The sequence below is a fragment of the Salinicola sp. LHM genome, from assembly GCF_034479735.1.
Classification (GTDB): Bacteria; Pseudomonadota; Gammaproteobacteria; order Pseudomonadales; family Halomonadaceae; genus Salinicola; species Salinicola salarius.
This window is the reverse complement of sequence record NZ_CP140261.1, coordinates 1,576,833-1,603,068: the sequence shown is the minus strand read 5'-3', so window position 1 is coordinate 1,603,068 and position 26,236 is coordinate 1,576,833. Positions and strand designations below refer to the sequence as shown.

30 protein-coding genes and 1 tRNA gene are annotated in these 26,236 nt (G+C 61.7%); 6 read left to right on the top strand and 25 right to left on the bottom strand.

Features of this window, described 5'->3' with window-relative positions; translation table 11 throughout:
* Positions 1 to 69 precede the first annotated feature (69 nt).
* The 3 genes from dusB (at position 70) to purH (ending at position 3,220) form a co-directional block, all read left to right on the top strand.
* Positions 70 to 1,104: a tRNA dihydrouridine synthase DusB gene (dusB, locus tag R5R73_RS07480; protein WP_322529320.1), complete on the top strand. Its 1,035-nt coding sequence runs from the start codon at positions 70 to 72 to the stop codon at positions 1,102 to 1,104.
* A gap of 59 nt (positions 1,105 to 1,163) precedes the next feature.
* Positions 1,164 to 1,409 carry a DNA-binding transcriptional regulator Fis gene (gene fis / locus R5R73_RS07475; RefSeq protein ID WP_071232932.1) on the top strand — a complete coding sequence of 82 codons (246 nt, stop codon included), beginning with the start codon at positions 1,164 to 1,166 and terminating at the stop codon, positions 1,407 to 1,409.
* A 179-nt stretch (positions 1,410 to 1,588) separates the two neighbouring features.
* Positions 1,589 to 3,220, top strand: a complete 1,632-nt coding sequence (gene purH / locus R5R73_RS07470; RefSeq protein ID WP_322529319.1) for a bifunctional phosphoribosylaminoimidazolecarboxamide formyltransferase/IMP cyclohydrolase — start codon at positions 1,589 to 1,591, stop codon at positions 3,218 to 3,220.
* Positions 3,221 to 3,523: 303 nt separating this feature from the next.
* Here the strand turns inward: purH and R5R73_RS07465 are convergent, their stop codons facing one another.
* From R5R73_RS07465 to R5R73_RS07445, 5 genes are all read right to left on the bottom strand, one after another.
* On the bottom strand, positions 3,524 to 5,023 hold the full coding sequence (locus R5R73_RS07465) for an NAD-dependent succinate-semialdehyde dehydrogenase (protein ID WP_071232934.1): 1,500 nt from the start codon (positions 5,021 to 5,023) through the stop codon (positions 3,524 to 3,526).
* 255 nt (positions 5,024 to 5,278) lie between these two features.
* On the bottom strand, positions 5,279 to 5,728 hold the full coding sequence (locus R5R73_RS07460) for a hypothetical protein (protein ID WP_071232935.1): 450 nt from the start codon (positions 5,726 to 5,728) through the stop codon (positions 5,279 to 5,281).
* Between the two features lie 93 nt (positions 5,729 to 5,821).
* A complete protein-coding gene (gene folE, locus R5R73_RS07455; protein ID WP_071232936.1) occupies positions 5,822 to 6,379 on the bottom strand; it encodes a GTP cyclohydrolase I FolE in 558 nt (185 codons plus the stop codon).
* 252 nt (positions 6,380 to 6,631) lie between these two features.
* Complete coding sequence (locus R5R73_RS07450) at positions 6,632 to 7,618, bottom strand: serine/threonine protein kinase (RefSeq protein ID WP_322529318.1); 987 nt, start codon at positions 7,616 to 7,618, stop codon at positions 6,632 to 6,634.
* A 41-nt stretch (positions 7,619 to 7,659) separates the two neighbouring features.
* Complete coding sequence (locus R5R73_RS07445) at positions 7,660 to 8,415, bottom strand: ComF family protein (RefSeq protein WP_322529317.1); 756 nt, start codon at positions 8,413 to 8,415, stop codon at positions 7,660 to 7,662.
* Positions 8,416 to 8,654: 239 nt separating this feature from the next.
* On the opposite strand from R5R73_RS07445, the gene R5R73_RS07440 reads away from it, so the two are divergent.
* Positions 8,655 to 9,275 (top strand): hypothetical protein, encoded by a 621-nt coding sequence (locus R5R73_RS07440; RefSeq protein ID WP_322529316.1) that lies wholly within the window; start codon positions 8,655 to 8,657, stop codon positions 9,273 to 9,275.
* Between the two features lie 694 nt (positions 9,276 to 9,969).
* On the opposite strand, the gene R5R73_RS07435 is transcribed toward R5R73_RS07440, so the two are convergent.
* From R5R73_RS07435 to R5R73_RS07340, 20 genes are all read right to left on the bottom strand, one after another.
* Positions 9,970 to 11,340, bottom strand: a complete 1,371-nt coding sequence (locus tag R5R73_RS07435) for a phage terminase large subunit (protein ID WP_322529315.1) — start codon at positions 11,338 to 11,340, stop codon at positions 9,970 to 9,972.
* On the bottom strand, positions 11,327 to 11,749 hold the full coding sequence (locus tag R5R73_RS07430; protein WP_322529314.1) for a hypothetical protein: 423 nt from the start codon (positions 11,747 to 11,749) through the stop codon (positions 11,327 to 11,329). Before R5R73_RS07430 ends, R5R73_RS07435 begins: the two co-directional genes overlap by 14 nt.
* 39 nt (positions 11,750 to 11,788) lie before the next feature.
* Positions 11,789 to 12,784 (bottom strand): hypothetical protein, encoded by a 996-nt coding sequence (locus R5R73_RS07425; protein WP_322529313.1) that lies wholly within the window; start codon positions 12,782 to 12,784, stop codon positions 11,789 to 11,791.
* 172 nt (positions 12,785 to 12,956) lie between these two features.
* Positions 12,957 to 13,511 (bottom strand): hypothetical protein, encoded by a 555-nt coding sequence (locus tag R5R73_RS07420; protein WP_322529312.1) that lies wholly within the window; start codon positions 13,509 to 13,511, stop codon positions 12,957 to 12,959.
* The gene (locus tag R5R73_RS07415; protein ID WP_322529311.1) at positions 13,504 to 13,884 is read right to left on the bottom strand and encodes a hypothetical protein; all 381 of its coding nucleotides are present in this window, start codon (positions 13,882 to 13,884) and stop codon (positions 13,504 to 13,506) included. Before R5R73_RS07415 ends, R5R73_RS07420 begins: the two co-directional genes overlap by 8 nt.
* A complete protein-coding gene (locus tag R5R73_RS07410; protein WP_322529571.1) occupies positions 13,884 to 14,729 on the bottom strand; it encodes a DUF3987 domain-containing protein in 846 nt (281 codons plus the stop codon). Before R5R73_RS07410 ends, R5R73_RS07415 begins: the two co-directional genes overlap by 1 nt.
* Before the next feature lie 65 nt (positions 14,730 to 14,794).
* Positions 14,795 to 15,568: an IS21-like element helper ATPase IstB gene (gene istB, locus R5R73_RS07405; protein WP_322527534.1), complete on the bottom strand. Its 774-nt coding sequence runs from the start codon at positions 15,566 to 15,568 to the stop codon at positions 14,795 to 14,797.
* Positions 15,561 to 17,084 carry an IS21 family transposase gene (gene istA / locus R5R73_RS07400; RefSeq protein WP_416221188.1) on the bottom strand — a complete coding sequence of 508 codons (1,524 nt, stop codon included), beginning with the start codon at positions 17,082 to 17,084 and terminating at the stop codon, positions 15,561 to 15,563. Before istA ends, istB begins: the two co-directional genes overlap by 8 nt.
* 89 nt (positions 17,085 to 17,173) lie before the next feature.
* Positions 17,174 to 17,920 carry a DUF3987 domain-containing protein gene (locus R5R73_RS07395; protein WP_322529310.1) on the bottom strand — a complete coding sequence of 249 codons (747 nt, stop codon included), beginning with the start codon at positions 17,918 to 17,920 and terminating at the stop codon, positions 17,174 to 17,176.
* A complete protein-coding gene (locus R5R73_RS07390) occupies positions 17,910 to 18,461 on the bottom strand; it encodes a hypothetical protein (protein WP_322529309.1) in 552 nt (183 codons plus the stop codon). The genes R5R73_RS07395 and R5R73_RS07390 overlap by 11 nt, the downstream gene beginning before the upstream one ends.
* Entirely contained in the window at positions 18,454 to 18,711 is a 258-nt protein-coding gene (locus tag R5R73_RS07385) for a hypothetical protein (RefSeq protein ID WP_322529308.1), read from the bottom strand. The genes R5R73_RS07390 and R5R73_RS07385 overlap by 8 nt, the downstream gene beginning before the upstream one ends.
* Entirely contained in the window at positions 18,708 to 18,995 is a 288-nt protein-coding gene (locus R5R73_RS07380; RefSeq protein ID WP_071230968.1) for a hypothetical protein, read from the bottom strand. The genes R5R73_RS07385 and R5R73_RS07380 overlap by 4 nt, the downstream gene beginning before the upstream one ends.
* Positions 18,992 to 19,441 (bottom strand): hypothetical protein, encoded by a 450-nt coding sequence (locus R5R73_RS07375; protein ID WP_322529307.1) that lies wholly within the window; start codon positions 19,439 to 19,441, stop codon positions 18,992 to 18,994. The genes R5R73_RS07380 and R5R73_RS07375 overlap by 4 nt, the downstream gene beginning before the upstream one ends.
* On the bottom strand, positions 19,438 to 19,662 hold the full coding sequence (locus R5R73_RS07370) for a hypothetical protein (RefSeq protein WP_322529306.1): 225 nt from the start codon (positions 19,660 to 19,662) through the stop codon (positions 19,438 to 19,440). The genes R5R73_RS07375 and R5R73_RS07370 overlap by 4 nt, the downstream gene beginning before the upstream one ends.
* A 96-nt stretch (positions 19,663 to 19,758) precedes the next feature.
* Entirely contained in the window at positions 19,759 to 20,307 is a 549-nt protein-coding gene (locus R5R73_RS07365) for a hypothetical protein (RefSeq protein WP_322529305.1), read from the bottom strand.
* Complete coding sequence (locus tag R5R73_RS07360) at positions 20,304 to 21,596, bottom strand: tyrosine-type recombinase/integrase (protein WP_322529304.1); 1,293 nt, start codon at positions 21,594 to 21,596, stop codon at positions 20,304 to 20,306. Before R5R73_RS07360 ends, R5R73_RS07365 begins: the two co-directional genes overlap by 4 nt.
* A gap of 188 nt (positions 21,597 to 21,784) precedes the next feature.
* A tRNA-Leu gene (locus R5R73_RS07355) sits at positions 21,785 to 21,869 on the bottom strand.
* 251 nt (positions 21,870 to 22,120) lie between these two features.
* Positions 22,121 to 22,552 (bottom strand): OsmC family protein, encoded by a 432-nt coding sequence (locus R5R73_RS07350; RefSeq protein WP_071232939.1) that lies wholly within the window; start codon positions 22,550 to 22,552, stop codon positions 22,121 to 22,123.
* Between the two features lie 138 nt (positions 22,553 to 22,690).
* The gene (tpx, locus tag R5R73_RS07345) at positions 22,691 to 23,194 is read right to left on the bottom strand and encodes a thiol peroxidase (protein ID WP_322529303.1); all 504 of its coding nucleotides are present in this window, start codon (positions 23,192 to 23,194) and stop codon (positions 22,691 to 22,693) included.
* A 150-nt stretch (positions 23,195 to 23,344) separates the two neighbouring features.
* A complete protein-coding gene (locus R5R73_RS07340; RefSeq protein WP_322529302.1) occupies positions 23,345 to 23,953 on the bottom strand; it encodes a DUF1415 domain-containing protein in 609 nt (202 codons plus the stop codon).
* Between the two features lie 188 nt (positions 23,954 to 24,141).
* On the opposite strand from R5R73_RS07340, the gene R5R73_RS07335 reads away from it, so the two are divergent.
* On the top strand, positions 24,142 to 25,059 hold the full coding sequence (locus tag R5R73_RS07335) for an aldo/keto reductase (protein WP_110635660.1): 918 nt from the start codon (positions 24,142 to 24,144) through the stop codon (positions 25,057 to 25,059).
* A gap of 67 nt (positions 25,060 to 25,126) precedes the next feature.
* A complete protein-coding gene (locus R5R73_RS07330) occupies positions 25,127 to 26,215 on the top strand; it encodes an alpha/beta hydrolase (RefSeq protein ID WP_322529301.1) in 1,089 nt (362 codons plus the stop codon).
* Positions 26,216 to 26,236 lie beyond the last annotated feature (21 nt).

Genomic DNA, 26,236 nt, shown 5'->3' with positions numbered 1-26,236 from the left:
AACAGCGCTTCAACAACGTCAGGGTGATCGGTATCATAGCCTCCCCGTTTTGCCTGAGCCTCTGTAACGATGCGTGATTTGGTGTCACCGCAGACCGATCGCCCGTTACCCCGCATCGGCCATCACACGCTACCCAACCGCGTGATTCTGGCCCCCATGGCCGGGGTAACCGATCGTCCTTTCCGACAGCTTTGCCGCGAGCTGGGCGCTGGCCTGGTGGTGTCGGAGATGGTGACGTCCGATAGTCGGCTGTGGCATACCCGCAAGTCGCGCCAGCGCATGATCCATCGCGGCGAGCCGGGGCCGCGTTCGGTACAGATCGCCGGCGGCGACCCGCAGATGCTCGCCGAAGCCGCACGGCTCAACGCCGAGGCCGGCGCCGAGATCGTGGACATCAACATGGGCTGCCCGGCCAAGAAGGTCTGCAACAAGGCGGCGGGCTCTGCCCTGCTGCGGGACGAGAAGCTGGTCGCGGACATTCTCGAGGCCGTGGTAGCGGCAGTCGACATTCCGGTCACGCTGAAGATTCGCACCGGCTGGTGCGCCGAGAGCCGCAACGGGAAACGTGTCGCCAGGCTTGCCGAGGACGCCGGCATCGCCGCGCTGGCCGTGCATGGCCGGACCCGCGAGCAGCGTTACACCGGGACGGCCGAATACGACACCATCGCGGCGATCAAGCAGCAGGTGTCGATACCGGTCTTTGCTAACGGGGACATCACGACGCCGCAACGCGCCGCCGAAGTACTGGCCTACACCGGCGCCGATGCGGTGATGATCGGTCGCGGTGCCCAGGGCAACCCGTGGCTGTTCAGAGAGATCGAGCATTACCTGCGTACCGGCCGCGAACATGCGCCGCCCAGCGCGGAAGAGATCGCCACTACCATGCAACGTCACCTGCGCGCGCTGCACGAGCATTACGGCGACTATCTCGGCGTCAGAGTCGCCCGCAAGCATGTCGGCTGGTATCTCGCCGCGCGTGACCCCGGCCGCGAACACCGTGCCCGTTTCAATCGTCTCGAGCAGGCAACGCAACAATTCGAGTTTCTCCATGAACTCTTTCGCGGTGACGCCGCCGCGATCGGTAACGGAACCCACGCAGCATGAATAGCCGGCAGCCTTTAGCCCTCGATGGTGAATCCCCATCCGAGGTCGACCCTCTTCAGATGCCCGATGCGCTGTCTCACACGACGTTGAGAGAGTGCGTCGAGCGCGTCATGGAGCGCTACTTTTCGCACCTCGAGGGAGAATCCGTCTCGAATCTCTACACCATGGTACTGGCGGAAGTCGAAGCGCCCCTGCTCGAGGTCGTGATGCGCAACGTGGAAGGCAACCAGACCCGCGCTGCCGAACTGCTCGGTCTCAACCGTGGCACGCTGCGCAAGAAGCTCAAGCAGTACGATTTGATCTAACGGTGCGGTTCGATCCACCATTGTGACCCAGCCGGCACGATCCGAAACAACGACACGACCGTACGACCTGACCCGAATCTCCTTCGCTTCGCTCCAGCGGAGCCTATCTGGACGGGCGATGCCCTGGGCGCCAGCCGTCTCATCGTCAACCGTCTCGCCGTAAAAAAGAGTGGACTGGCATGTCTCAAAATTCTGCTTCTACTGCCCCCCGGGCCATCCGTCGCGCACTGCTCAGCGTGTCCGACAAGACCGGCGTCGTCGACTTCGCCCGTGAGCTGGCGGCTCGCGGCGTCGAGCTGCTCTCGACCGGCGGCACCTACCGCCTGCTCCAGGAAAACGACATCGCCGTGACCGAGGTCTCGGCCCACACCGGTTTCCCGGAGATCATGGATGGCCGGGTCAAGACGCTGCACCCGAAGATTCACGGCGGGATCCTCGGCCGGCGCGGGCAGGACGACGCCGTCATGGCGGAACACGGCATCGATCCCATCGACATGGTCGTGGTCAATCTCTACCCGTTCGAGCAGACCGTCGCCAAGCCGGACTGCACGCTGGAGGACGCGGTCGAGAATATCGATATCGGCGGCCCGACGATGGTTCGCGCCTGCGCCAAGAACCACGAGCACACCACGATCGTGGTCAGCACCGACGACTATTCCCGCGTCCTGAAGGACATGGCCAGCCATGAGGGCGGCGTCAGCCACAAGACCCGCTTCGACCTGGCAATCAAGGCGTTCGAGCATACCGCCGCCTACGATGCCGCCATCGCCAACTACTTCGGCCAGCGCGTGGGTAACGGCGAGCCCGATTTCCCGCGCACCCTGTCGCTGCAGTTCACCAAGAAGCAAGGCATGCGCTACGGCGAGAACCCGCACCAGAAAGCCGCGTTTTACATTGAATCGGGCACGGTCGAGTCAGGCACGGTCGAACCCGGCCAGCAGGAAGCCAGCATTGCCACCGCCGAACAGCTTCAGGGCAAGGCGCTCTCCTTCAACAACGTCGCCGATACCGATGCGGCGCTGGAGTGCGTCAAGTCCTTCACCAAGCCGGCCTGCGTGATCGTCAAGCATGCCAACCCCTGCGGCGTCGCCGTGGTGCCGGAAGCCGACGGCGGCATCCGCAAGGCCTACGATCTCGCCTTCGCGACCGACAGCGAATCCGCCTTCGGTGGCATCATCGCCTTCAACCGTGAGCTGGACGGCGATACCGCCAGCGCGATCGTCGCGCGCCAGTTCGTCGAGGTCATCATCGCACCGCGCATCTCGGCGGAAGCCCGCGAAGCCGTCGCCAGCAAGACCAACGTGCGCCTGCTGGAGTGCGGTGAGCTGCCCGCGAAGAGCGCCGAAGGCTGGGACTACAAGCGCGTCAACGGCGGCCTGCTGGTACAGAGCCGCGATACCGGCATGATCGCCGCCGAGGATCTCAAGGTGGTCACCCAGCGGGCGCCGACCGAGCAGGAGCTGCACGACCTCGTCTTCGCCTGGAAGGTCGCCAAGTTCGTGAAGTCCAACGCTATCGTCTACGCCAGGAACCGCCAGACCGTCGGCGTCGGCGCCGGCCAGATGAGCCGCGTCAACTCCGCCCGCATCGCCGGTATCAAGGCCGAACATGCCGGCCTGCAGGTCGAAGGCTCCGTCATGGCATCGGACGCCTTCTTCCCCTTCCGCGATGGCCTGGACAACGCCGCCGCCGCCGGCATCACCGCCGTGATCCAGCCGGGCGGCTCGATGCGCGACGAGGAAGTGATCGCCGCCGCCAACGAAGCGGGCATCGCAATGGTATTTACCGGCATGCGCCACTTCCGACACTGAGCCGCGAGCCGCGAGCCGCGAGCCGCGAGCCGCGAGCCGCGAAGAACAGTGTGACTGTTGAACGAAGAACGCCAGCGACATTGTCGCTGGCGTTCTTCATTCGAAGCTCGAAGCTCGAAGCTCGAAGCTCGAAGCTCGAAGCTCGAAGCTCGAAGCTCGAAGCTCGAAGCTCGAAGCTCGAAGCTCGAAGCTCGAAGCTCGAAGCTCGAAGCTCGAAGCTCGAAGCTCGAAGCTCGAAGCTCGAAGCTCGAAGCTCGAAGCTCGAAGCTCGAAGCTCGAAGCTCGAAGCTCGAAGCTCGAAGCTCAGTCTGGCTCTTTCCCCAGATCGATGCAGAGGTATTTGGTCTCGAGATACTCATCGAGGCCGTACTTGGAGCCTTCGCGGCCGAGGCCGGAGGCCTTGACGCCGCCGAACGGGGCGCTGGCGTTGGAGATCAGGCCGGTGTTGATGCCGACCATGCCGTACTCGAGCGCTTCGGCGACGCGCCAGACACGCCCCAGATCCTTCGAGTAGAAGTAGGAGGCCAGCCCGAACTGGGTGTCGTTGGCCATGCGCACGGCTTCCTCTTCCGTCTCGAAAGGGAATACCGCGGCCAGGGGACCGAAGGTCTCTTCGCTGGCGACCTTCATCTCCGGCGTGGCGTGGCTGACCAGCGTCGGAGAGAAGAAACGCCCGCCCAGAGAATGCTCGTGGCCGCCGAGCAGCAGCTGCGCGCCCTTGTCGGTGGCGTCCTTGATATGATCTGTCACCTTGGCCACGGCGTCGTCATCGATCAGCGGGCCGATGTTGACGCCCTCCTCGAATCCTTCCCCGACCTTGAGCTCGCTGTTCATCGCGGCCGCCAGCTTCTCGCTGAACGCATTGATCACGCTCGACTGGACCAGGAAGCGGTTGGTGCAGACGCAGGTCTGTCCGGCATTGCGGAACTTGGAGGCGATCGCCCCTTCGACCGCGGCGTCCAGGTCGGCATCCTCGAACACCAGGAACGGCGCGTTGCCGCCCAGTTCTAGCGAAATCTTCTGGATATGCTGCGCAGCGCCGGCCATCAACGAACTGCCGACTTCGGTCGAGCCAGTGAAGGTGACCTTGCGTACCACCGGGGAGTCCGTCATCGCCTTGGCGATCTCGCTGGCCTTGCCCGGCACCACGTTGAACACGCCACGCGGGACACCGGCCTGCTCTGCCAGTGCGGCCAGCGCGGTCGCGGAGAACGGCGTCTGGCTGGCCGGCTTGATCACGATGGTGCAGCCCGCCGCCAGCGCAGCCGCGGCCTTGCGCGTGATCATCGACGAGGGGAAATTCCACGGCGTGATGGCGCCGACGACGCCCACCGGCTGCTTGGTGACCACGATGCGCTGCTGGTTGCTGGCCGCGGGGATGGTGTCGCCATAGATGCGCCGCGCTTCCTCGGCAAACCAGCGCATGAAACTGGCGGCATAGACGATCTCGCCCGCCGCTTCCTTGACCGGCTTGCCCTGCTCGGCGGTCATGATCGCCGCCAGCTCATCCTTGTTCTCGAGCATCAGCTCGTACCACTTCATCAGGATGTCGGCCCGCTCCAGCGCGGTGTGGTTGCGCCACGCCGGCAATGCGGCCTCGGCAGCGTCGATGGCACGCTCGGTCTCGGCGCGACCCAGTCGCGGCATGTGCCCCAGGATCTCGCCCGTGGCGGGGTTATCGACATCGATCTGCTCGCCGCTGTCGGCGGCAACCCAGTTACCGTCGATATAGGCAAAAGGTCTGAACAGCGCGCTCTCTTTGACAGACTCGGCTTTGACGGACTGTGCTTTGTCGGATTGCATGACTCACTCCTTCCTTGATGTGCTTGCCGATCGCGGGCATTCGGCCCACGCAGGCCGGCCGTTGCCGTGGTGCGACGAGCAATGAAATCGTTCATGACGACGGCGTGTGACAGTGATGCCAGTGTCACGACTCCTGCGTCAAGGATGGCGCGTTAGCGTCACCTGTGCCAGTCACGATCGGTCACGCCGAGAGTCATTCATAACCGGACCGATTCCATGGCAGCACCACCGCGATGCCATTCGAGGCCAGGGCGATTACAGCTGTGACCAGAGCGTCACGCCGACGGCAATCGCGATCGCTGCGCCGCTCAGCCAGTAGCCTTTGAATTGCTGGGGCTGGCGATGCACGTGACGCAATCCCAGCCAGGCCAGCACGATCGCCACGACTTCCACCACCGGCGCGTAACGCCCGGCGCTCAGCCCAACGACCGACACCACGAACGCCGCCAGCGCCCAGTGGGAAAGTCGTTTGCGCCGCGTCTTGCCGTCGATGCCGCGAGTGCTGCTGGCGCGGCGCTGCGCCTCGGGGCGATTGAAGACCTGGATCGCCTGTCCGTCACGAAGTTCGAAGCGAACCGGGGTGCCGGCGCTGGGCAGGCCGCGGCCACGCCACTGTGCGAAATCGAACGGATAGCGCTTGCCGTCGCTCCCCTCCACCTCGCCGGTCTGGGCTTCGTCGTCGAAATGAAAAAGGCGACCATCCATGCAGCTATCCTTGTGGCTCTCTTTAACGGCTGACTTTACCGACTGGCTTTACCGACTGGCTTTTGACGAATGCGACGATTGACGGCGCTTCTATCAGCGACCGTTGACCAGCATCAGGAACTCCTGACGCGTCGTCTGGTTCTTGCGGAAACTTCCCAGCATCACCGACGTGGTCATGCTGGAATTCTGCTTTTCGACACCGCGCATCATCATGCACATATGCTGCGCCTCGATCACCACGCCAACGCCGAGGGCTCCCGTGACCTGCATGATCGCCTCGGCGATTTCACGGGTCAGGTTTTCCTGGATCTGCAGCCGGCGGGCATACATATCGACGATCCGTGCGAACTTTGATAGCCCCAGCACCTTGCCCTGGGGCAGATAGGCAATGTGGCACTTGCCGATGAACGGCAGCACGTGGTGCTCGCACATCGAGTACATCTCGATGTCCTTGATCAGCACCATTTCATCGGTATCGGAAGCGAAGACCGCGCCGTTGACCAGCGTCTCCAGCGACTGGCTGTAGCCTTGGGTCAGGAACTGCATGGCCTTGGCGGCACGCATCGGGGTATCGCGCAGGCCCTCGCGCTGGGGATCTTCCCCCAGCTTCTCGAGAATCCCGTGGAAGTGGCCTGCCAGTTGCTCTGTCATGTTGCTGCCTTGTCTATCGGTATCGTCATCGAATGCTCGCGGCCGCGATCACATTCGGCCCCAATCGTGTCAGCCGATTCTAGCGAAACTCCGGCGGCACCACTATCTCGTCGACCCAGGCAATTTCGCCGGTACAGACAATCTCGCCGGTACAGACAATCTCGCCGACACAGGCAATCTCGTCGATATGGACAATTCGCGTTGCGACTCGTCACGGGGTCGAGTCGCACGCTTCGACAGGACGCCAGCCGATCAGGCCAGCCAGCGCGGCGAGTCGAGGGCCACGCGCTGCTGCTCGAGATGGCGGATATGCTGGTCCCAGTAGCCGCTCTCGGCGACGTAGGGGAAGGCTCGGGGAAACGCCGGATCTTCCCAGCGCGCCGTCACCCAGGCACTGTGACGAATCAGCCGCAAGGTTCGCAGGGCCTCGATCCATTCGAGCTGGCGACGGTCGAATTCGCGGGTCATCTCGTAGCCTTCGATGATTTCGGACAGCTGCATCTGCCACTCTTCGGGAGATTGCGCGGTCAGCAGCATCCACAGATCCTGTACCGCAGGCGCCATCAGGCAGTCATCGAAGTCGACCAGAGAGAACTGCTCGTCACGCCCCAGCATGTTGCCGAGATGACAGTCGCCGTGAACGCGTTGCATCGCGCTGTCCGGCCAGGCGTGATCCGCCAGCAGCGGCAAGAGCGAATCGATCACGCGGTCGTAGGTCTTGCGCTGGCGAGCATCGAGCCAGCTCGCCGCGAGGACTCGACTGCGACTCTCCTCGATCATGGTATTCGGATCGAGCCGCAGCCGATAACGAAAAGGCTGGCGAGCCCCAACCTCATGGACCCGGCCGATCAGTTCGCCGAGAGCAAAGAGGTGCGCCGGGTCTTCGAGCTCCGGGGCCTGACCGACGACATGCGCGAACAGGGCAAAGCGGAAACCCTCGAAGTGATGCAGCGTCCGGCCCGTATCGTCTGCCCAGGGCGCCCCCACCGAAATCGACTCCGCCGCGAGCGCCTGTAGAAATTCGTGCTCTTCGAGAATCTGCTCGTCGCTCCAGCGCTCCGGGCGATAGAACTTCACGACCCAGCGACGGCGGTCGTCGTCGGTCAACGAATAGACTCGATTCTCGTAGCTGTTGAGCGCGAACGGCTCGCCGGGCAACCAGAAGCCGAGAGACTCGACGGCCTCGACGACCCGCTGCGGCGTCAATGTCTCGAACGGATGCAGGGAAACGGCGCTCATACGGACCTCGACTGACGGCGGAGTTGCATGCGCGCATGCTATCAGATTCGTGCCGAGGGCGTACGCGCGAAGGCCAGCACCGTGACCCGCCGCGCCCCGGCTTCCCGGCAGGCGATTGCCAGCGACTCCAGCGTCGCGCCGGTAGTCATCACGTCATCGACGACCATGACCGCCGGCGGTAACGGCTGGGCCACGGTGAACGCATGCTTCACATTGCGCTGCCGAGAGAGGCGGTCCAGGCCGCGCTGGGATGGCGTCTCGCGCCGTCGTTCGGCCTCGATCACCGGCATTTTCAACCGCGCGGCCAGACGCTTCGCCAGCCACGCCGTGTGGTCGAATCCCCGCTCCCGAGTCCGCTCGTGCTGCCCGGGCACGCCGATCACCGCCTCGCCGACATCAGGCGATCGGCTCAGGGTGGCAAGCATGAGCTGGACCAGCACCTCGCCCGCCCTCGCATCCGCCGAGAACTTGTAGCGCTGTATCAGACGGGCCACCCGCGACTCGTAGCGCAGCGGCACCCACGCGGCCTGCTGCGCGGGCGGATGCTTCAAGCATCGTCCACACCGGCGCGGCACTGAAGACGGAGAGGAGAGCATCGGCAGCGGTTCGGCACAGAGAGCGCAAGCGCTCCGATTCCAGGGCATATCCGCGAAGCACTCGGCGCACCAGGGCGAACCGCCAGCGACAGCCGTATGGCAAAAGGCACAGTAGCCCGGCAGCGCCCGCTTCAACTGGGCGTTGATCCAGTCCACCAACCTGCGAGCCATTGGCCGCACCACTTCCAGACGCCGCATCATCGATTGCTCTCTCGACCGCTTCGCTGTTGATCCTTTCAATGATGATGTCGACCGCGGCGGCGAAAACTGAAGCGCCGGCGCTTGGCCTCGTCCGTGTCCTGTTACACAAACTGAGTTATATCGCCCGCCATCGTTCTCGCCTACATTGTCGTCTTTTCGAGTCGAACAGGCAGGAGCCGATCACGACCATGGAGTGGTTGTCAGAACACAGTAAAGCGATTAGCGCCATCACGAGCATATTGACGCTCTTCGTATGGTTTTTCTACGCCCAGATTCTCTACCGGAACTTCGCCCGAACACGGCGCCCCCGCATCATCATCAACCGGGGTCACGGCAACGACCTGACCTCGCTTTGCCTGATCAGCAACATGAGCTCCGAGCCGATCTTTCTGGAACATATCATCGTGACCTTGCACACCAGCAAGGGATCGTTGACCAATGACATGATCGACTGCGAGGCCGACCATCAGCAGGACGGGCCCGATACCGAGGGCTCGTCGGAAGCGGAACACGAAGAGCGTAGGCAGGGCATGCAGTCCAGCCAGGGTCCCATGCTCTCCGGGAGCTACAGTCACGTCGGGACTTTCGAGGCCATTCTGAAGCGGTTGTGCAGCGTCCACGGTGTGGCGCTCGAGCGCAACCGCCCGACGGATGATACCGTCTTTCATTTTCTCGATATCCGCGTCGTCGCCATCTACGGCAGTGAAGATCATCCGATCGGTGCGGAGCGCCGCTTCCGCCTGCACATGAAAGAGGGCGATGCCTGCACTCTGGTTCCGGTATCGCTGGCTACCAAACGCTACGCCAATCGGCTGCAGCGATGGCGCGTCCGCCAATGGATACGCCATCTCGACGAGTGATCGCTCGTTGAGCAAGAAAAGTATATTGGGCAAGAAGGTACAGTGAGCAAGAAAGTATGGCGAGGCAGACCGCCGCTGGATTCACGAGCGCTCATGGCGTCCTGCGACGCAGGATTATATACCGAACTTTCGATATACATATCGATGTACAGCGCGAGAGCGTATGAAGTAGGTTGATCGGGTTAAATCAAGGAGAGAAAGCCGCATGGGTACTGGCTTTTCGGGAACGGTGTGACTTCAGGGGAGCATCAGAAAACTTGCTTGGTGCGATGGGGAGACACGCACCGTTTAGTTAAATCAAACACTTACGACCAATATCAGCGGTCGGCATACAAATAGGCATACAAGCTGCCTTCTGCTAGCAGGCTAACGGCTACTTTTCGACCACTTTTTTAGCTCAGGGCAAACGCACGAAAGCGCCTATCAGAACTCCATTCCTAATAGCCTTTTCCTAACGGTGTGCGCCGTTGGCGTAGCCCCCGTCGCGACGATCTTCGCATCGGTAATCAGCGCAATTTTGCGCCCGTTGGCGTCATGCAGATTTGCACAGCGGTAAAGGTGGGAATTCCCATATTAAGGCGTGGTCAGAACGGCCACACCTTGGAGTGCCTGCCACCGCCACAATGTCGAAGTGACGCGCAGGCTGTCGGGGTTTTCTTGAAGTGGGGCACTCGCCGACTAATCCCCATCGCTGCTATCGGAAGCCAGCGACCACTACACTTCCTGCTTTGATCGGCTCACGTCTCAGACAGCCATATCGCACCGCGTCGGCAGCGTGGTCCGGGCCGGTACTCTCCAGGTCTTCGACGCGCTTCTGGTCACGGGCGAGATAAGGCACGGTGTCCCAGAAATACTTGCAGTGCCGGGCGATATACAGCCCAGGGCGATCAGGTTTCCCCGCTTCGGCGAGTAGGCGGCGCATGATGTTCCAGCCGGTCAGGCGATCCGCCTTGCGTGCTGGCTCGAAGGTCACTCCCTCCTTTCGGAACTCGTCGGCAATGCTGCCAGCCCCGGAGCCGGTACGGGCGAAGATGGCATCATCAGCCACACCCTTTGGCTTCACGTCCCATTCAAGGCACCACTTCCTGATCTCGTCAGCCAGAACGGGAACGGTCCAGCCTAGCCCCGCGTTCAGGTTCTCCCGCCGGTTGGTCGCCAGCTCATCCACCAGGACAATCGAATCTCTCGCGTAGTGCTGACCATCCGGCCCGATGCCACCAGGTGACACGGCACAGATGTAGGTCACTGACGGGGCGCTGGAGCCGAAGTCGTGGCAGAGATAGACGATCCAGTCTTCGGGGATGTGATCCCACGGGGCAGTGGCGTTGCGGTTCTCGTCGATGACGTTGGCGAAGTACGCGCCACGGTTTACCGCCCAATCGCCATCAACCCACGCTCGCAATAGCTCGGGATCGTCCGGGCACGCGCTCTGGAGTTGGTCACGATACTGCGCGGTGTCGATGAATTGATTGCCGATGAAGGTCGAGGGCGCGTAGATCCACTGGCGTTTCGACTTGCCTTCATAAAACGGCTTCCACGGCTTCTCCTGAAAGACGTAGCGCTTCGCCAGCCAATGATGCCCAGGGCCGCCGGGGTTGGCTGCCACCACGACTCTGACCGGCATATCGGCGGGGCCGCGTAGGTTGGATCGCATGATGTCCAGCAGGTCGGGCAACGGATACTGTCCGGCTTCATCCACCATCAGCAGGGTGAAGGATCGGCCCTGATACTTCGTGTAATCGGCGTGACTCTCAAGCTGGCCCAGCTCCATATAGCCGTTGTTGGGGAAGCGCCAAACGTGCTCCCCGGCGTTGTAGCGTGCGCCCGTGCCGTAGACCATGCCGAACAGCTCGCGGGTAATCAGCTCGAAGTCGGCCAGCCCCTTGTACGTTCGGCGAAGATAGAGAATCCGGGCGCGGTCGCCGTACATTTCAACGTGACGCATCGCCAGCAGGGCCAGCGTGTAGGACTTGCCGCCACCACGGCCACCACCCAGGAACACGTCATATTCCTCGGGCAGCGCCAGCACCTTTTGTTGGAAGCCGTTTAACTCAATCGTCTCCACGATCCACCTCCCCGTTAACCACCTTGGTGAAGTCCTCGACGGACTGCGGCCCCGGTAGGTTGAAGGTCACTGACACACGGTTAGCCAGGTCGCCTTGATCGCCTTCGCGATAGCCGTGGCGGCATTTCAGCAGGAAGATTGACGCGGTGACGTTACCGGCCCTTGCCTGCTCCATCAGTGCGCCGTGCAGCTCGCCATGCTCACGCTCGCGGCCTTCATCCAGTGCCTTTTGAATCTCGGGGTAGTTCTCACGCCAGGCGCGGAACAGATCGGCGGAAATGTTCAGCCCGTGGGCGATGCCCTTGATCGAGACGCCGTTCTTCGACATCTCCAGAACCTTATCGGCAGTGTGCTTCGGGGGTTTCTTCTGTGAAGCGGTACACTTCACGCGGTCGGGTTTACCAGCCATGACAGTCTCCAAATGGCCCCCGAAGGGGCCTTATCCGATTCAAGCGATCTTGGCTTTCAGGAACGCCAGATTGACGGCCTTACGCTCGGCGGTGCGCAGCCAGTGCGACGGATCGGCCAGTTCGGCCAGGGTCGGAGACTCGTCGGCGATGTCGCCTTCGGCCCAGCTAAAGCCAGCCGGATGAATCGCGACGTTCAGGCGGGAATGCAGGATTTGTTGACCGCCACCACGACCGGCGGACGGGATGTCCTCGGTTTGCGTGCCTTCGGCGATAACCGGTTCGGCCAGGCCATAGCCCACGGCACCAGCACCGAACAGAACGGACGTAAACTCCCCGGCTTCGGTGTCAGCGGGTAGGCCATCATCCACGATGGTCGCCAGTCCCCGGAAGGTGGCGATGGTGCCGCCTTGAGAATCGGGGATGAACTCGATCAAGTCATTCTTGAGTGCTTGGCGGTAGATGGCGGAGTGCATTGCGATCCCGGTCAGGTTGCTCAGCGAGTCGCCAAGCGTGCCGGTGGCGTCGATGACAGCCTCGGCACCAAACACGGCAGCCGCGCCCGTCGCGCCGGTAATGTCCAGCACCATGTCCCCATCGTTGTTGGCGGTATTTCCCGCCATAACGCCATTGAGAGACGCGATAAGGCGTCGCTGCATCTGACGGTTCCAGTACGCGCTAACGCGGCTCTGAATGCGCTGTAGGGCGTTATCCCCGGCAATCTCGGAAGCCAGATTCATCGCAGACCATGACTTGTGCAGGAACGACTTGCGGACAATCTGCTTGCCGCTACCGATCTTGCTTGGCGTGGAATGAATTTCGGGATCGTCGTTAACGATGTCCGCTTCATCGTCGCCCAGGTCGAGCCAGAACGGGACGTTGAAAGCGTGAGCGCCAGCACGAAGCTGTCGGGCAATCTCGGGGTTATTCACCGCGACACCGGATTGGAACAGTGCCGTCTTCTGCATCGTCTCTTGCAGAATGTAATCGGTGAAAATTTGCGGTTCGATAATGTCGGTTAGGCGTGTAACGGCCATGATGAATCACCTTGATAATAAGGATTGAGTGATTCTCACGGACCACAGGTCTCGGGAGGGTTCGCCACAGGCGATCAAGTCCCAGCTTGTGCGGCTGGTGCGCATCTCCCACAGGGAGGAAGGGTAACGAAAGGCAGCCCCACAAGGGCCGCCAGTCGATACAGAAATTATATCACCGCATGCCTAATTGTGGGCGATTGAGCGTCTTTTCTTGCGGCTTATTGTCATTGTCCGGTGGGCGCGGTGCGCTTCGATAAGTGCTGCCCGTTGCACCGCTTCCCGTGGGCTTCGGCATGAAGTAACGAATATCTTCCAAGCCCCTTTCATGAATCAGGTCATGCAGGTTATCGAAAGTCAGTTCTCGCGGGTGATGTTCTTCGCCATGCTGGCCCACCTTGACGGCTTTCAGCGTGGGATTGCCGTCCTTGTCGTTGATGTAGAACTTCCCATCCTCGCCACGGGCAATATCGAAGTGCTCCGAAAATGTCTGGCGTAGGGCGCTGGCAGCCGGGCAGACGCTCTTGAAGAACTCGTTTACCGGCTTCTCGAACGTCAGTTGATGGATTTGGTCGGCAAGCTCGCCTTTCTCGGCCTCCAGTTTTTCGACCTGCTCCTTTAATCCCTCAGATTCACGGGATTTCTTGGCGCGTTTCAGCTCGTCCAGCAGCTCGGCGTTCTTGGCTTTCAGGGCGTCGATTTCGGTTTGCAGTGCTTCGATGTCAGACATGTTCGTCACCTTTGAGTAGTTTGGTAATGATGATATTGGCCGCTCGGCGACCGGCGTTTTCCTGCTTCACCGCACTTTGCTCAGCATCGTGGCCCCGTCTCCAGGTTTCGGCGTAACGCTCTGCCAGCCGTTGCTGTAGACGCGGATGGAGTCGGAACAGCCCACGGGAGACGTGGGCCTTGTCTTCGGGCAGCAGCGGGCAGCGTTCGGTGATCCACTCGACCCAATCGGTTGTCGTAACGGGAGCGCCGTCTTCGTTTTTTTCGGAGAAAGCGTCCCCTGCCACCCCCTCTAAACCCCCTAAAGGGCTTTTGGGTGGTTTACGGGGGGTGTCTACCTCGGCATTTCTGACTTTTTCGAGCCAACGCCCCATTACGCTTCCTCCTTCGCCGGGACGTAATCGGGATGCCACCAATAGTCGATCCTTGGTCGTCCAGTCGTTGGACGTTCCACTTCTGTCAGGTAGCCGTGCTCCACCAGCACGTCGATGGAGTCTTGAACCGCCGGAGTGGTATCCAATCCTTGCCAGCCGCGCTGCTGTACCTGCTTGGTCTTGAACGGGCTGGGTAGCTTGGCTCGACGCTTGAGAATCAGCTTCGCGCCTTCGATGCCGCTATTGGTCGCAGCGCTGTACAAGCGTTCGGCATGGCCTCGAAGATAGTCGGCCCATTCCAGCGCTCTCGCCGTCGAACCAACACTAACGCTGCCCTGCTCACCGTCGATAACCGCGAACAGTAGCGCCAGGCTGCCGACCGTTTTCGGCATCTTGAGCAAGTGTTCAGCCATCAGTGGTGAAAGTGTGCCGGAGCGGCATTCGAGGTTGATTTCTGTCATCCACTCCACGAACAGCGATTGCGCCTCGGGCGTGAAGCGCCAGGCGGGCGGATTGCCGTTCTCGTCTGTCCCGAAGTCGATACCGTGAAGGCGGTAGAACACTTGGGCGAAGCGCTCCTTGGCCTTGGGATTGGGAGCGCGGTCGATCCACTTCCAATCCCGTACCGGGTCTGGCCAGACGGCAAGCTGGAAGCGCTGGATCAGACCATCGTTAACGGCACCGCGTGCGCCTCGAATGATCGGGGACAGCTTCGTTGGCTGAATACCGCCAAGGATGTTGAGAGCGCATCGCTCGATCGACACCGTGCCGCGTCCAATGCGGTCGTAGGTGAATCGGGAGTCGCCGTTGTATGCCTCCAGGTAGAAGGCCCGGTCGCTGCTTATGCGACGTCAACTACTTTGGCCGCTTGGCGACAATTAAAATGGCCGGTTGGGTGGGGTAGTTGTCGTCAGTCCGACGACCCAGCTTTTCCTCCTTGTAATTGTCGTTGATAAGCACGCTTACGGTAGCTCTCCCCGCTCAGCTCCATCAGCGTGGCGTGGTGCACCAACCGGTCGATGGCGGCCACGGCCATCATGCTGTCGGGGAAGATACTGTCCCAGGCGCTGAACGGCTGGTTGGCGGTGATGATCAGGCTGGCCGACTCGTAGCGATGGGCGATCAGCTCGAACAGCACTGACGTCTCGGCCTCGCTGCGTTGGACGTAGCCGATATCGTCGATCACCAGCACGGCGTACTTGTCGAGCTTGATCAGGGCGTCGCTCAGGCGCAGTGCCTGCTTGGCAGCCTGGAGCTCCTGGACCAGGCTTGAGGCGGTGGCGTAGCGCACCCGGTAACCCTGGTCGACCAGCGTATGCCCGAGCCCGGCCGCCACGTGGCTCTTGCCGACGCCGGAGGGCCCAAACAGCAGCAGGTTGTGAGCCTGGTCGACCCACTGCGTGTCGCCGGCCAAGGCGCTCAGTTGCTGGCGCTGCTCGGCCGCGATGGCGTCGAACTCGAAGGACTCCAGCGTCTTGCCCACCGGCAGCCGGGCCTCCTTGAGGTGCCGGGCCAGCCGGCGTCGCTCACGCTCGGCCAGCTCGTGCTCGCATAGGGCGGCCAGTGTTTGTGGCAGGCTCCAGTTTTCGGCTCGGGCGCGGGTTTCCAGCTGGGGCCAGCAGGCGGCCATGGTGGGCAGGCGGAGCTGTCGCAGTAGCAGCGGCAGCGTCTGGGCATCAGGCATGGCAGCACACCTCTGTGGTCGGCACGCTGGGCACCAGATGGTTGTAGCTGGCGATGTCATGCTGAGTCACCTGGGGGAAAACCAGCGTGGCGCTCGGCGTGGCGGCGAAGCGGGCCTGGAGCTCGGCCAGCGTCGGGCTCTTCCCGCGCGCCAGGGCGCCCAGCCAGTAACTGGCGATCGCCTCGGCCTGGTCCTGCTCGGCGGCCAACGCCAGAGCGCCAACGATGCGCTTGCAGGCCTCGGCGACCGGCAAGGCGGCGGTCAGCCGGGCGTACAGCTCGCGCCACTCCGCACTCGGCAACAGGTCGTCGCGGAACGTCAGCCCCGCCAGCGCCCGGGGCTTGCGGACCAGCCAGCCGATCACATGGCGGTAATCGATGACCCGCAACCGGCCGCTTTCCGGCGTGGCATGCAGCCGCCTCAGCGTCAGCAATGCTTGCTGTGCGTGATGCAGCACCAAGCGATCATCGTAAAGGTGCACCCGCAGGTTCTCGCCGATCAGCCGGGACGGCACCGAGTAGAGCACCTTGCGCACCTGGATGGTGCTGGAGGTAGTGACGCGCACCGTCACCTCGCTGTAGTCGGTACCGGGCCGGCTGGGCAGTGGCTGCAGCGCGCCACGCTCGACGGTGATCCGGGCCGCGTTGCGGCGGTTGATCGCGGTGGTCACCTCATCGAGGAAGGCCTGGTAGTCATCGAGGCTAGCGAAGTCCTGGGAGCCGCGCAGCGTCAGGCGCTGTTGCAGGCGCCGCTTGAAGTGGCCATGTGGCGACTCGATGCTGGCGTTTTCATGGCCGCGCCCTGGGTTATTACGGGTGGCCGTCATGCCGTAGTGAGCGCACAGGGCAGCATAACGCTCGGTGAGGTCGGCTTCCGCCTCCCGGCCGAGGTTGCGGAAGGCCGCCGACAAGCTGTCGGTGCGGTGCTCCGCGGGGACACCGCCAAGCCGCTCCAGCGCACGGGTCAGGCCTTCAGCCAGCGCCGGGTAGCTCTCGCCACCGAGCACCACCCGGACATAACACCAGCCGCTGTAGGCCAGGCGGAAGTGGTAGAGCCGGTGATCAAGCAGCTCCCCTGCCACGGTAATGACAATCCCCTTGAGCTCGGTGAAGTCGGAGAGGCCGCGCAGCCCGGGGCCATGGGTTTGCGGGAACATTACCTCTTTCTCCGGGCCGTGCGCGGCTCGCCAGCCCTTGACCCGGCGCTGCAGGGTTCGCAGCAGGCTGTCCGGGTACTGGCCGGGGTGCTGCTCCTGCAACCACTCCAGCAGGGTCAGTGCCTGCAAGCCCGGGGCGGCGGCCAGCTGGGGGACGAGCGTGGTCTCCCACACATCGGCGAAGGGGTCGGGCCGGGTTCGCCAGTGCCGTGATGCCGGCGGCTCGGAGGACTCGGCCCGGCGTTCGAGGCGGCGAGCGGTTCTGACGGAGAGGCCGGCCTTGGCGGCGGCGACCTCCTGGGTCTGGCCTTGTTGACGTTGCGACATATAGAGCGTGACCTGTTGGCTGGTGACCGCCATACCGGCTCCCTGGTGGGTCGGGACAAGCGGTCAAGCTTAGGGCAACCGGTCACAGTAGTTGTCGTCGGCCGGCCAGAGTAATTGTCGCTCTATACGCTGCTATTGTCCTCTTGCTGTAGGCGGGCCAAGAATCCAGCCAGCTCGTCGCGCAGTACCGTAAGATGGCTCTCGCTCTGGTTCATCAGCTCGCCAGCTTTCTCGACTGTTGCATCGTTGATAACCAACCTTTCGGCGGGCTTGGGTGCCTTGGGTTCGACCGCTTCGGCCAGAGCGGCTTTCGCGCCGTCCATGTCGCCCTTGTTGGCTCGATCCTTGGCTTTCTTCTTCGACGCCGCCTTTGCTACGTCGAACAGCTCCATCTCGGCCATGTGGTCAGCCAGGGCTTTCTCATGCTCGCGTCTGGCGTCTGCCTCGATGGCGTCGATGGCAAAGCGCATTGCCTTGATGGCTGGCGTCTTCATCGCGGAAGGATCGCCCACCAGGGCAGCCCACAGCACAATGACAATCTCCCAGTCGTCATGCTGCTTGGGCCGCATTCGCACCTTGTGTCCGACCAGCCCCGACAGCAGCGTCAGGGCCGCGACCGCACAGTATTCCGGTGGGCACTGGATACGCCGTGAAACGTCCAGCACATAGTCGCGTAGCTCGTCGGGGAGCATGTCAGGCTCGAAACGCTGGACCGGCGGCAGGCTAGTGGGCAGTGGCCGTGGCTTTTCGGTGGTGATAGGGGCTTGCTGATCGTCGGCTTCCGGTTCCTCGAAAGGGTTATCAAACTGCGCCTTGATCGCCGCGCTTCCCTCGGCCTGAAATACGTCGGACCAATCCTTATGCCGCATGAGACACCTCCCCCGGCACAATCCAGCGCCGTCCGGTCGCCTTGGCGGCTCGAATGCCAGCCTCGTCGGCATCAGCCGCGACCAGCAGTTCAACGTGAGGGGCGCAGGTGAACAGGCAGTCAGCTAGCGCCTTGAGCCCAGGTTCTCCGACACCGCACGCGACCGGCCAGCCAGTGGCTTCGTTGATCCTGAAACCGTCAGCCAGGCCAGCACAGACGATCAGCGTTCCTCGAAGGCGCAGCACGTCAGGCCCCGTTCGGAAACCAAAAGGCGTGAAGGTGGCACGGACAGTCGAGCCATAGGCGGTCTTCTTGGTGCCGTCCGGCCAGATACGTTCCCAGCCGCGATGATCGCCAGCCGCGTCCAGTAGCTCCCGGAACAACACTTCACCGCGCATCTGAATGCGGGCAGACGTGGCCGCTCGTAGAGACGCCAGCGGAATCGCTTTGCGGAGCAAATAGAGCGAGATATACTCATTGGGCACAGAATTGATAGGCGCTCGCTCTCCATTGGGGACGGGCGCTTTTCTTTGTTCAGCCATTCGCCACCTCCCGCCGTTCCATTAGCAGACGATAGCGTTGCACGCCACGATTGAGGGCTAGCGTTCGCGTCCCGGCGTGCTGCCGGATAATCAGGCAGGCGTCACGATCCCAGACAACGGCATCCCAGCCAGTGCCAGCAGGCTCCAGCGCGATAGCGTCGTCACGGTCGACTAGATAAAGCGCTTCCTCAGCGCTCGGCGCTTCGACGTTGATGGCTTGGCGCTGGGCGTGGATGTGGACTTCGATCATTCATCCTCCCCGGCCTTCGGCTCGCTTGTGACGTGAGCGTGATTGCACAGCGCGGTTAGCACGGCCAGTTGTGTCTCCACGCCAGCCAGCATCGCGGACAGGACGTGATCGGATGGGCGGTCTTCGCAGGCTTCGCCCAGCAGCACCTCGACGGCAGTGATAGCGCCTTGGACGTGATTGATCGTTGCCGTCATCGCGTCGATATTGACGCCAGGCATTAGGTCAGGACGCACGGCAACGGCTTCGGCGGGAAGGTAGGCTTCGATTTTGGTTGGCGTAGTCATTGCGCCACCTCCTGAAGCTGGGCTTCGAGAGCGCGGGCACGATCCATATGGTGGGAGTAGCGCTTGAGCCGGACGGCGGCGCTGGAATCTGAGAAAAGCGCAGCCTTTGCCATCGCTCGATGGGCTAAAGCGCGGGATTTGGACGGTTTTCGGGCGGGGTACAGGCGGATTGCCATTGGTGTGACTCCTATTTGGTCGGAGTCGCCCAGCTCGCTGTCAATCGAGGGGTGGGCGACGGTACGCAGGTTGACAGACCGGCCAAATAGGAAACCGGCAGCCCGAAGGCTCCCACGCACCGCCGCCATAACTGACGGGCACAAAAACGGCGCCGTCGAGATGGTGGCGCCTATGCGCCTATTTGGTTTCAGGCTGTCAAACCCGGTCACGGATTTTGCCGCGACGGTCGAAGCATATCCCGGCACTGGTAGGCATTGCAAGGTCATCATGCGGCACCTCGCTGGCTCATCTTGGTTTCAAGCCACGACTTCACTTCGCCGACGATGTAGTAGGCGCAGCTCTGCCGGGATTCGCCGAACTTGATCGGGCGGGGAAAGCTGGGGTCGTTCTTGCGCAGTTTTTCCAGTCCAGCGCGGGACATATCGAGCGAGCGATAGAGCGACGGCTGGGAGATTAATTGCTGGTCGGTGGGGAGTGATTCTATATGCATTTAAGCGCCTCCTGTGGATGACGCTTAAACGGTAAATCTGGCTCGGCGTTGTTAGAACATCGTATGCATGCAGGGGCTGTCCTCTACGCGCACCGGCTAAGCATTGCGTAGCGCTTTTCTGGCAGTGCTAAACGACTTGAAACCAATATCCTCCCATTCTTGTTCGGCGCATATATCCTTAGATGTATATTTTCCAGTCGCCCATATTGATCGGATTTTATCCCGGAGGTCTCGACTTCCTCCTGGCTTGCTGTGTCTTATGTCAGCGGCATGTCGTCCCATTTGGCTTGCCAGCTTTTTACCGATGTCATCTATCAGTTGCTCGTCTGATTGGCTTGTAGCGCTGCGAAGAAGTGAAGCCTGTTCGCCCAACACATAGGCAGTGACAATAGTTCTCCTGATGCTGTGGGCTATTTCCTCAGACAAACCGCTCTCTTCCTTCGCCCAATCAGCCTGCATCGTTGTTGCGGCCAGGTTCAAAACTCTAAGCGCGAACTCCTGAAGCTGCTTATCATCATTGTTTTCTTTGATTATGGCTTCTGATTGCAATATTACAGAGCCGAGAAGTTCACCTGCATTCTCTTGCGGCTCTTCGCAGTATTCATCTCTTGCCCATCGATATGGATCAAATTCAGTCTTCTTCATGCCCGCCTCACCAGTTCCACGATGTTTTCGCCCAGGACGTTAACGCGGCTGTCGAACTCGGCCTGTATCTGCTTCGTCATGCCCGCCTGTAGCGCGTCGAGATAGTCGGCATACCACTGAGTCATGATCCGGCGCGGGGCGAGATATTGGGCCTTGTCGTAGGTCGCCTCCTCGCCTTTTTTGACGTGGGCCAGGTGGCGTTCCGACCAGACCGTATTCCAGCCGTGTTCGGATACCAGCGTCTTGAAGGTGTGGCGGCTGCCGTGGCCGGTCATCCGTCCCTTGTAGCCGATCAGGGCAAAGCACTTATTGATCGAGTTATCGGAGAGAACGGGATTCTTCGGGCCGTTGCTGGGGAATACCCACTTGCCGCGTCCGGTCGTGCGCTTCAATTCGCGCAGCAGGTCTACTACTTGAGTCGGCAGCGGTGCCAGGTGGGGAAGGTGCATCTTCATCTTCTCGCCGGGGATCGACCACAGGGCGTTATCAAGATCGATCTCTGACCACTCGGCTTGCCTGACCATGCCAGGACGGGAGGCGGTGTAGACGGTCATCCATGCAGCGGTGGCGACCAGGGTACGGCTGGGGGCGGTTCTGAGAGCGCGTAGGAAGTCCGGCAGCTCTGACTCGTATAGGTGGGCCAGTTGCTTCTCTTTCGGCGCTTGAGCGGCCACACGATGCATCTCAGCAGCGGGGTTGCTGAAACACCAGCCCTTGGCGACGGCCATGCCGAATATCTCACGCAGCCAGCCACGTACCTTCTCGGCAGTGTTGAAGGCTCCACGCTTCTCGATAGTTTCTTGTATGCCCACGCAATCGGGATGACTGAGCGAGCCAATCGGGCGATCCCCGATAACAGGGAGAATGTCGCGATCCAGTGCCAGGCGCATACCCTTGAGCGTCTGAGCGCGGCGGCCATTGTCTGCCTTGTGCTGATACCAGTATTCGGCGGCACGCTTGAAGGTATTGGCCTTGGCGGCGTCGGTCGCCTCCAGGTCGGCACGGCGTTTCTTCACCGGGTCGATGCCATCGCGGATCAAGTCTTGTACCCGGCTGGCCTCCTTTCTGGCTCTCGCGCCTGACAGGTCGGTGTAGCTGCCCAGGCCGTACCAGCTCCATTTGCCGGTGTCCGGTGACTTGTAGCGCAGCTCCCACGACTTCGAGCCGCTGGGCTTTACGCGGAAGTAAAGGCCGTTACCGTCCAGCTCCCGGTAAACCTTGGCCTCTGGTTCCAGGGTAGCCAGCACGGTGTCAGCCAGGGGGCGACGCTTGATCTCGGATCGCTTCATTCGTGTATGCCCAGTGTATGCCTAAGTTCGTAATCATAGGCGGCATACAAGGAGGCATACAAGGAAAAGTACGTTATACACACGCGCACCAATGCCTATGAGTGCATCGAATCAGGCTAGAAAGCGCGTGGTTATGGGCTTTGTGGGGTGATACGTAGGTACTGGGAGGGATATGAAAATATGCTTGTTGGTGCGGATGGGGAGACTCGAACTCCCACACCTTTCGGCACTAGAACCTAAATCTAGCGTGTCTACCAATTCCACCACATCCGCAATTCGATAGGCGCGCTCATTGTACTGGCGGCTTCATCGATGTCAATCGTTGCTCGATCGAACCGTGGCGGCCAAGCCCCGGAAATACGAAAGGCGGGCCTCTCGGCCCGCCTTCGAATCACCGCTTGAACCTGGACTTCCTGTCCTGTTGCTACTGCCTGCGTGTTACTGCCTGCGTTGCGTCATCCTGACGATACGCGATTCATCATGATGCCGGCCTCGCGAGCCGGCTTTTCGCTATCGCCCGATGCTCAACTTTCCAGTTTGGCATCCAGCGAAATCTTGGCCTTTAGAAGCTTGGAAATCGGGCAGCCTTCCTTGGCCTTCTGGGCGGCGCTATCAAACGTCGCCTGGTCGGCACCCGGAATCTTGGCGACGGTCTTGAGCTGGACTTCGGTAATGGTGAAGCCGCTGTCGTCCTGCTCCATGATCACGGTGGCATCGGTCTTGATGCTGTCCGGCTCGATGCCCTCTTCGCCCAGCATCATGGACAGCGCCATCGAGAAGCAGCTGGCATGAGCGGAAGCGATCAGCTCCTCCGGGTTGGTGCCGGGCTGACCCTCGAAGCGGGTATTGAAGCCGTATGGGCTCTCCTTGAGTGCGCCGCTCTCGGTGGAGACGACACCCTTGCCTTTCTTCAGGCTGCCTTTCCATTCGGCAGATCCGGATTTCTTGATCGTCATCGTCAACTCCTTCTGGTTTGCTATGACGTTTCGACGTCATCGGCCATCGCGGTGGATGGGATGGGGATCAGTGTAGACCACCTGCGCCAGACGTCATCCGCCCCGACTCACCGACTCCCGCCTGAAGCGGGGAATTCGCTACGCCTTGAGCGCCTCGAGCGCCGCGTCGTAATTCGGCTCGTTCTTGATCTCGCTGACCAGCTCGGCATGCACGACCTTGTCCTGCTCGTCGATCACGATGACGGCCCGGGCACAGAGCCCCGCCATCACGCCGCTCTGCAAGGCGACACCGTAGCGCTCCCGGAACTCCGGATGGCGGAAGCAGGAGAGCGTGATCACCCGATCCAGCCCTTCGGCGCCGCAGAAACGGCTCTGCGCGAACGGCAGATCCGCCGACACGATCAGCACCGCCGTGTTGTCGAGCCCGCTGCCATATTCGTTGAACTTGCGCGTGGACATCGCACAGGTTCTGGTGTCGACGCTGGGAATGATGTTGAGCACTTTGCGGCGGCCGGCAAAATCCGACAGCGACACGTCTTCCAGCTCGCCATTGGTCAGGGTAAAGGCAGGCGCCGTCTCGCCGACGACCGGAAAGTCGCCTCCCACCTCGACGGGTACGCCGCCTCGCGTCACGCTCTGCATGGTTGTCTCTCCGCTAAAGAACGATTCAAACCAAAGGAATGATCAAACAAAAAGAACGATCCAAACAAAAGAAACGACTCAAAGGGCGAAGCGATTGCAAGGATCGCAGCGCGACGTATCCGATGACACGTGCACCACGACCAGCATAGCCTATTCCTGTGCTGCGCCACCCGCCCGCGCCAGGACGCGTCGCGATGCCGCCAGCGCCTCGGAACCCGGCGCTCGCAGCGTTTCCATGTTGCGCTCCGGGATCGACTCGGGATCGGGATAGCTCGCCAGCGCCCGCTCGAGCTCGGCCTCCCGCAGAAGATGCAGCATCGGGTAGGGCGAACGATTGGTCGCATTGGCCGGGTCGGACGCCTCGACGCCGTCGAAGACGTAATCCGGGTGGAAGCTGGCCAACTGATAGATGCCGGTGTATTCGAGATCCTCCAGCAGCCGCTCGGCCAGCTCGAGCCAATCCAGATAGTCGTCGAAATCCTCCATGCCGGCCGGCGCGATCAGCAGCGTGGTGGCGATCCCGGGCTCGGCATCCAGGCTACGGCATTCCGCCACCAGTTCGTGGAGCAGCCCCTCGAGGTCGGTAGCGTCGGCCACCGCGTAGCGAATAGCGTCCCGCCGCGACTCGCGGCCGGCAAAGGGGCAGATGTCGTGGGCGACGACGAAGGATTCCAGCCAGGCCCGCGTGAGGCCGATAAAGGAAGGGTCGATGACGGAACTCCTGAGATTAGTGACGTGAACCGAATGAGGCGATCGCACCCGTCGAAGAACGACTCACATGAAATCAATCGACGTCTCGCGGGCACCCGGCGATATTAATCGATTGTCGGGATAGACGGTTGCCGAGATAGACGGTCTCCGAACCATAGGGTGACCGACAAAGCCATTTGCGAAACCCACGAGTGGCAGCCAGCATAACAGTAACGCCTTAACGAACAGGGGGTTCCATGCCAAGTACGCCATCGCGCCCAAGTACGCCACCGTGCATCGTGCTGCCAGAGAGCCAGGCAGCACCCTCGATATTCCTTCCGGCCATCGGCCAGGGGACCTGGTACATGGGAGAAAACCAGGTGCCGCGCCGGCAGGAAGTCGCGGCGCTGCGCCACGGGCTGGATCTGGGGCTGAAGGTCATCGATACCGCCGAGATGTACGGCGACGGCGGCGCCGAAGAGGTCGTCGGAGAAGCGATCCACGGGCGGCGCGACGACGCCTTCATCGTCTCCAAGGTCTACCCCTGGAACGCCGGCCGGGAGAGCACCATCGCGGCCTGCGAGCGCAGCCTCGAACGGCTGGGCATCGACACGATCGATCTCTATCTGCTGCACTGGCCCGGTAACATTCCCCTCGAGGAGACGTTCGAGGCGTTCGAACGGCTGCGTGACCAGGGCAAGATCCGGCGCTTCGGGGTTTCCAACTTCGATGCCGGCAACCTCAGAGCCATGGACTCGCTGCCTGCCGCCGCCGACTGCGCCACCAATCAGGTGCTCTATCACCTCGGCTCCCGCGGTATCGAGGTCGACATCATTCCGTGGATGCAGGATCACCACATTCCGGTGATGGCGTACTGCCCGTTGGCCCAGGGCGGGCGGCTGCGATCCAAGCTGCTCTCGTCGTCCGTGGTCAACGACATCGCCGACAAGCATGGCGCCAGCGCCGCCCAGATACTGCTGGCCTGGGTGATTCGCCCCACCAGCGTCAATCAGGACGGAACGCGAGGCGTCATCGCGATTCCCAAGGCATCGAGCCTGGCCCACGTCGAGGCCAATGCCGCGGCGCTGGGGATCGAGCTCGACAGCGACGACCTCACCCAGCTCGACAACGCCTTTCCCGCCCCGAAGGAGCCGGTATCGCTGGATATCGTTTGAACTATCGGCGAGACCGTCGTCTAAAAATGGTGTCTTCGCCCATTCCCCTCCCCATCAGGAGTTCTGCATGACAGCGACGTCCGCGATCTCGTTCTCACCGCACCGCCATTGGCTGCCGGCCCTGGGTCTCGCCCTGGGCGCCACGATGGTTGGCGTCCCCGCCAGCGCCGAGGCCCAGCAAGCCGAGCCCTCGAAGCAGAACAGTGAAGCCACGTCAGGTTACGGCGCCGAACTGAAGGGCTTCGATTACCCCTATCCGGTGGAGCGTTTCCGCTTCACCTCGCAACGTCAGCAGTTGCAGATGGCGTATCTGGACGTCCCGGCCAGGGAGCCCAATGGCCATACCGCCGTTCTGCTTCATGGCAAGAATTTCTGCGCCGCGACCTGGGAGGATTCCGTCGAGCGCTTAAATGATGCTGGCTACCGCGTGATTGCACCGGACCAGATCGGCTTCTGCAAGTCGAGCAAGCCCGAGTCCTATCAGTTCAGCTTTCACCAGCTCGCGACCAACACCCACGCTCTGCTCGAAAGCCTCGATCTCGACGACGTCACGGTGATGGGCCACTCCATGGGCGGCATGCTGGCAAGCCGCTACGCGCTGATGTACCCCGAGCAGACCGAAAAGCTGGTGCTGGTCAACCCGATCGGACTCGAAGACTGGAAGGCCAAGGGTGTGCCGTACCAGCCGATCGACGAAGCCTACGCCAGCGAACAGCAGAAGGATGCCGAGGCGATCCGCCAGTATCAGCAGTCGACCTACTACGTCGGCGAGTGGGAGCCGCGCTATGACCGCTGGGTCGATATGCTGGCGGGCATGTACGCTGGCGATGGCGGCGATCTCGTCGCCTGGAACCAGGCTCTCACCTCGGACATGGTCTTCACCCAGCCGGTGATTCACGAATTCGACGAGATTCAGGTGCCGACGCTGCTGCTGATCGGCGAGAAGGACAACACGGCGATCGGCAAGGGGCTTGCCTCCGATGCCGTCAAGAAGACGCTGGGCCACTACGACGTGCTGGGCGAACGCGCCGCCGAACGCATCCCCGATGCCGAACTGGTCGAATTCCCCGAACTGGGCCACTCGCCCCATATCCAGCAGCCCAAGCGGTTCCACGAGGCGCTGTTCGACGGCCTGAAGCGCCTCGACGAATCCTGAGCACGACGGGTGCCCTCATAA

Bases quoted from the DNA above. Each gene is read 5' to 3' on its own strand.
- dusB (WP_322529320.1), top strand. From the start codon at position 70: ATGCGTGATTTGGTGTCACCGCAGACCGATCGCCCGTTACCCCGCATC.
- fis (WP_071232932.1), top strand. From the start codon at position 1,164: ATGCCCGATGCGCTGTCTCACACGACGTTGAGAGAGTGCGTCGAGCGC.
- purH (WP_322529319.1), top strand. From the start codon at position 1,589: ATGTCTCAAAATTCTGCTTCTACTGCCCCCCGGGCCATCCGTCGCGCA.
- R5R73_RS07465 (WP_071232934.1), bottom strand. From the start codon at position 5,023: ATGCAATCCGACAAAGCACAGTCCGTCAAAGCCGAGTCTGTCAAAGAG.
- R5R73_RS07460 (WP_071232935.1), bottom strand. From the start codon at position 5,728: ATGGATGGTCGCCTTTTTCATTTCGACGACGAAGCCCAGACCGGCGAG.
- folE (WP_071232936.1), bottom strand. From the start codon at position 6,379: ATGACAGAGCAACTGGCAGGCCACTTCCACGGGATTCTCGAGAAGCTG.
- R5R73_RS07450 (WP_322529318.1), bottom strand. From the start codon at position 7,618: ATGAGCGCCGTTTCCCTGCATCCGTTCGAGACATTGACGCCGCAGCGG.
- R5R73_RS07445 (WP_322529317.1), bottom strand. From the start codon at position 8,415: ATGATGCGGCGTCTGGAAGTGGTGCGGCCAATGGCTCGCAGGTTGGTG.
- R5R73_RS07430 (WP_322529314.1), bottom strand. From the start codon at position 11,749: ATGGCTGGTAAACCCGACCGCGTGAAGTGTACCGCTTCACAGAAGAAA.
- R5R73_RS07425 (WP_322529313.1), bottom strand. From the start codon at position 12,784: ATGGCCGTTACACGCCTAACCGACATTATCGAACCGCAAATTTTCACC.
- R5R73_RS07420 (WP_322529312.1), bottom strand. From the start codon at position 13,511: ATGTCTGACATCGAAGCACTGCAAACCGAAATCGACGCCCTGAAAGCC.
- R5R73_RS07415 (WP_322529311.1), bottom strand. From the start codon at position 13,884: ATGGGGCGTTGGCTCGAAAAAGTCAGAAATGCCGAGGTAGACACCCCC.
- istB (WP_322527534.1), bottom strand. From the start codon at position 15,568: ATGCCTGATGCCCAGACGCTGCCGCTGCTACTGCGACAGCTCCGCCTG.
- istA (WP_416221188.1), bottom strand. From the start codon at position 17,084: ATGGCGGTCACCAGCCAACAGGTCACGCTCTATATGTCGCAACGTCAA.
- R5R73_RS07395 (WP_322529310.1), bottom strand. From the start codon at position 17,920: ATGCGGCATAAGGATTGGTCCGACGTATTTCAGGCCGAGGGAAGCGCG.
- R5R73_RS07390 (WP_322529309.1), bottom strand. From the start codon at position 18,461: ATGGCTGAACAAAGAAAAGCGCCCGTCCCCAATGGAGAGCGAGCGCCT.
- R5R73_RS07385 (WP_322529308.1), bottom strand. From the start codon at position 18,711: ATGATCGAAGTCCACATCCACGCCCAGCGCCAAGCCATCAACGTCGAA.
- R5R73_RS07380 (WP_071230968.1), bottom strand. From the start codon at position 18,995: ATGACTACGCCAACCAAAATCGAAGCCTACCTTCCCGCCGAAGCCGTT.
- R5R73_RS07375 (WP_322529307.1), bottom strand. From the start codon at position 19,441: ATGATGACCTTGCAATGCCTACCAGTGCCGGGATATGCTTCGACCGTC.
- R5R73_RS07370 (WP_322529306.1), bottom strand. From the start codon at position 19,662: ATGCATATAGAATCACTCCCCACCGACCAGCAATTAATCTCCCAGCCG.
- R5R73_RS07365 (WP_322529305.1), bottom strand. From the start codon at position 20,307: ATGAAGAAGACTGAATTTGATCCATATCGATGGGCAAGAGATGAATAC.
- R5R73_RS07360 (WP_322529304.1), bottom strand. From the start codon at position 21,596: ATGAAGCGATCCGAGATCAAGCGTCGCCCCCTGGCTGACACCGTGCTG.
- R5R73_RS07350 (WP_071232939.1), bottom strand. From the start codon at position 22,552: ATGACGATCAAGAAATCCGGATCTGCCGAATGGAAAGGCAGCCTGAAG.
- tpx (WP_322529303.1), bottom strand. From the start codon at position 23,194: ATGCAGAGCGTGACGCGAGGCGGCGTACCCGTCGAGGTGGGAGGCGAC.
- R5R73_RS07335 (WP_110635660.1), top strand. From the start codon at position 24,142: ATGCCAAGTACGCCATCGCGCCCAAGTACGCCACCGTGCATCGTGCTG.
- R5R73_RS07330 (WP_322529301.1), top strand. From the start codon at position 25,127: ATGACAGCGACGTCCGCGATCTCGTTCTCACCGCACCGCCATTGGCTG.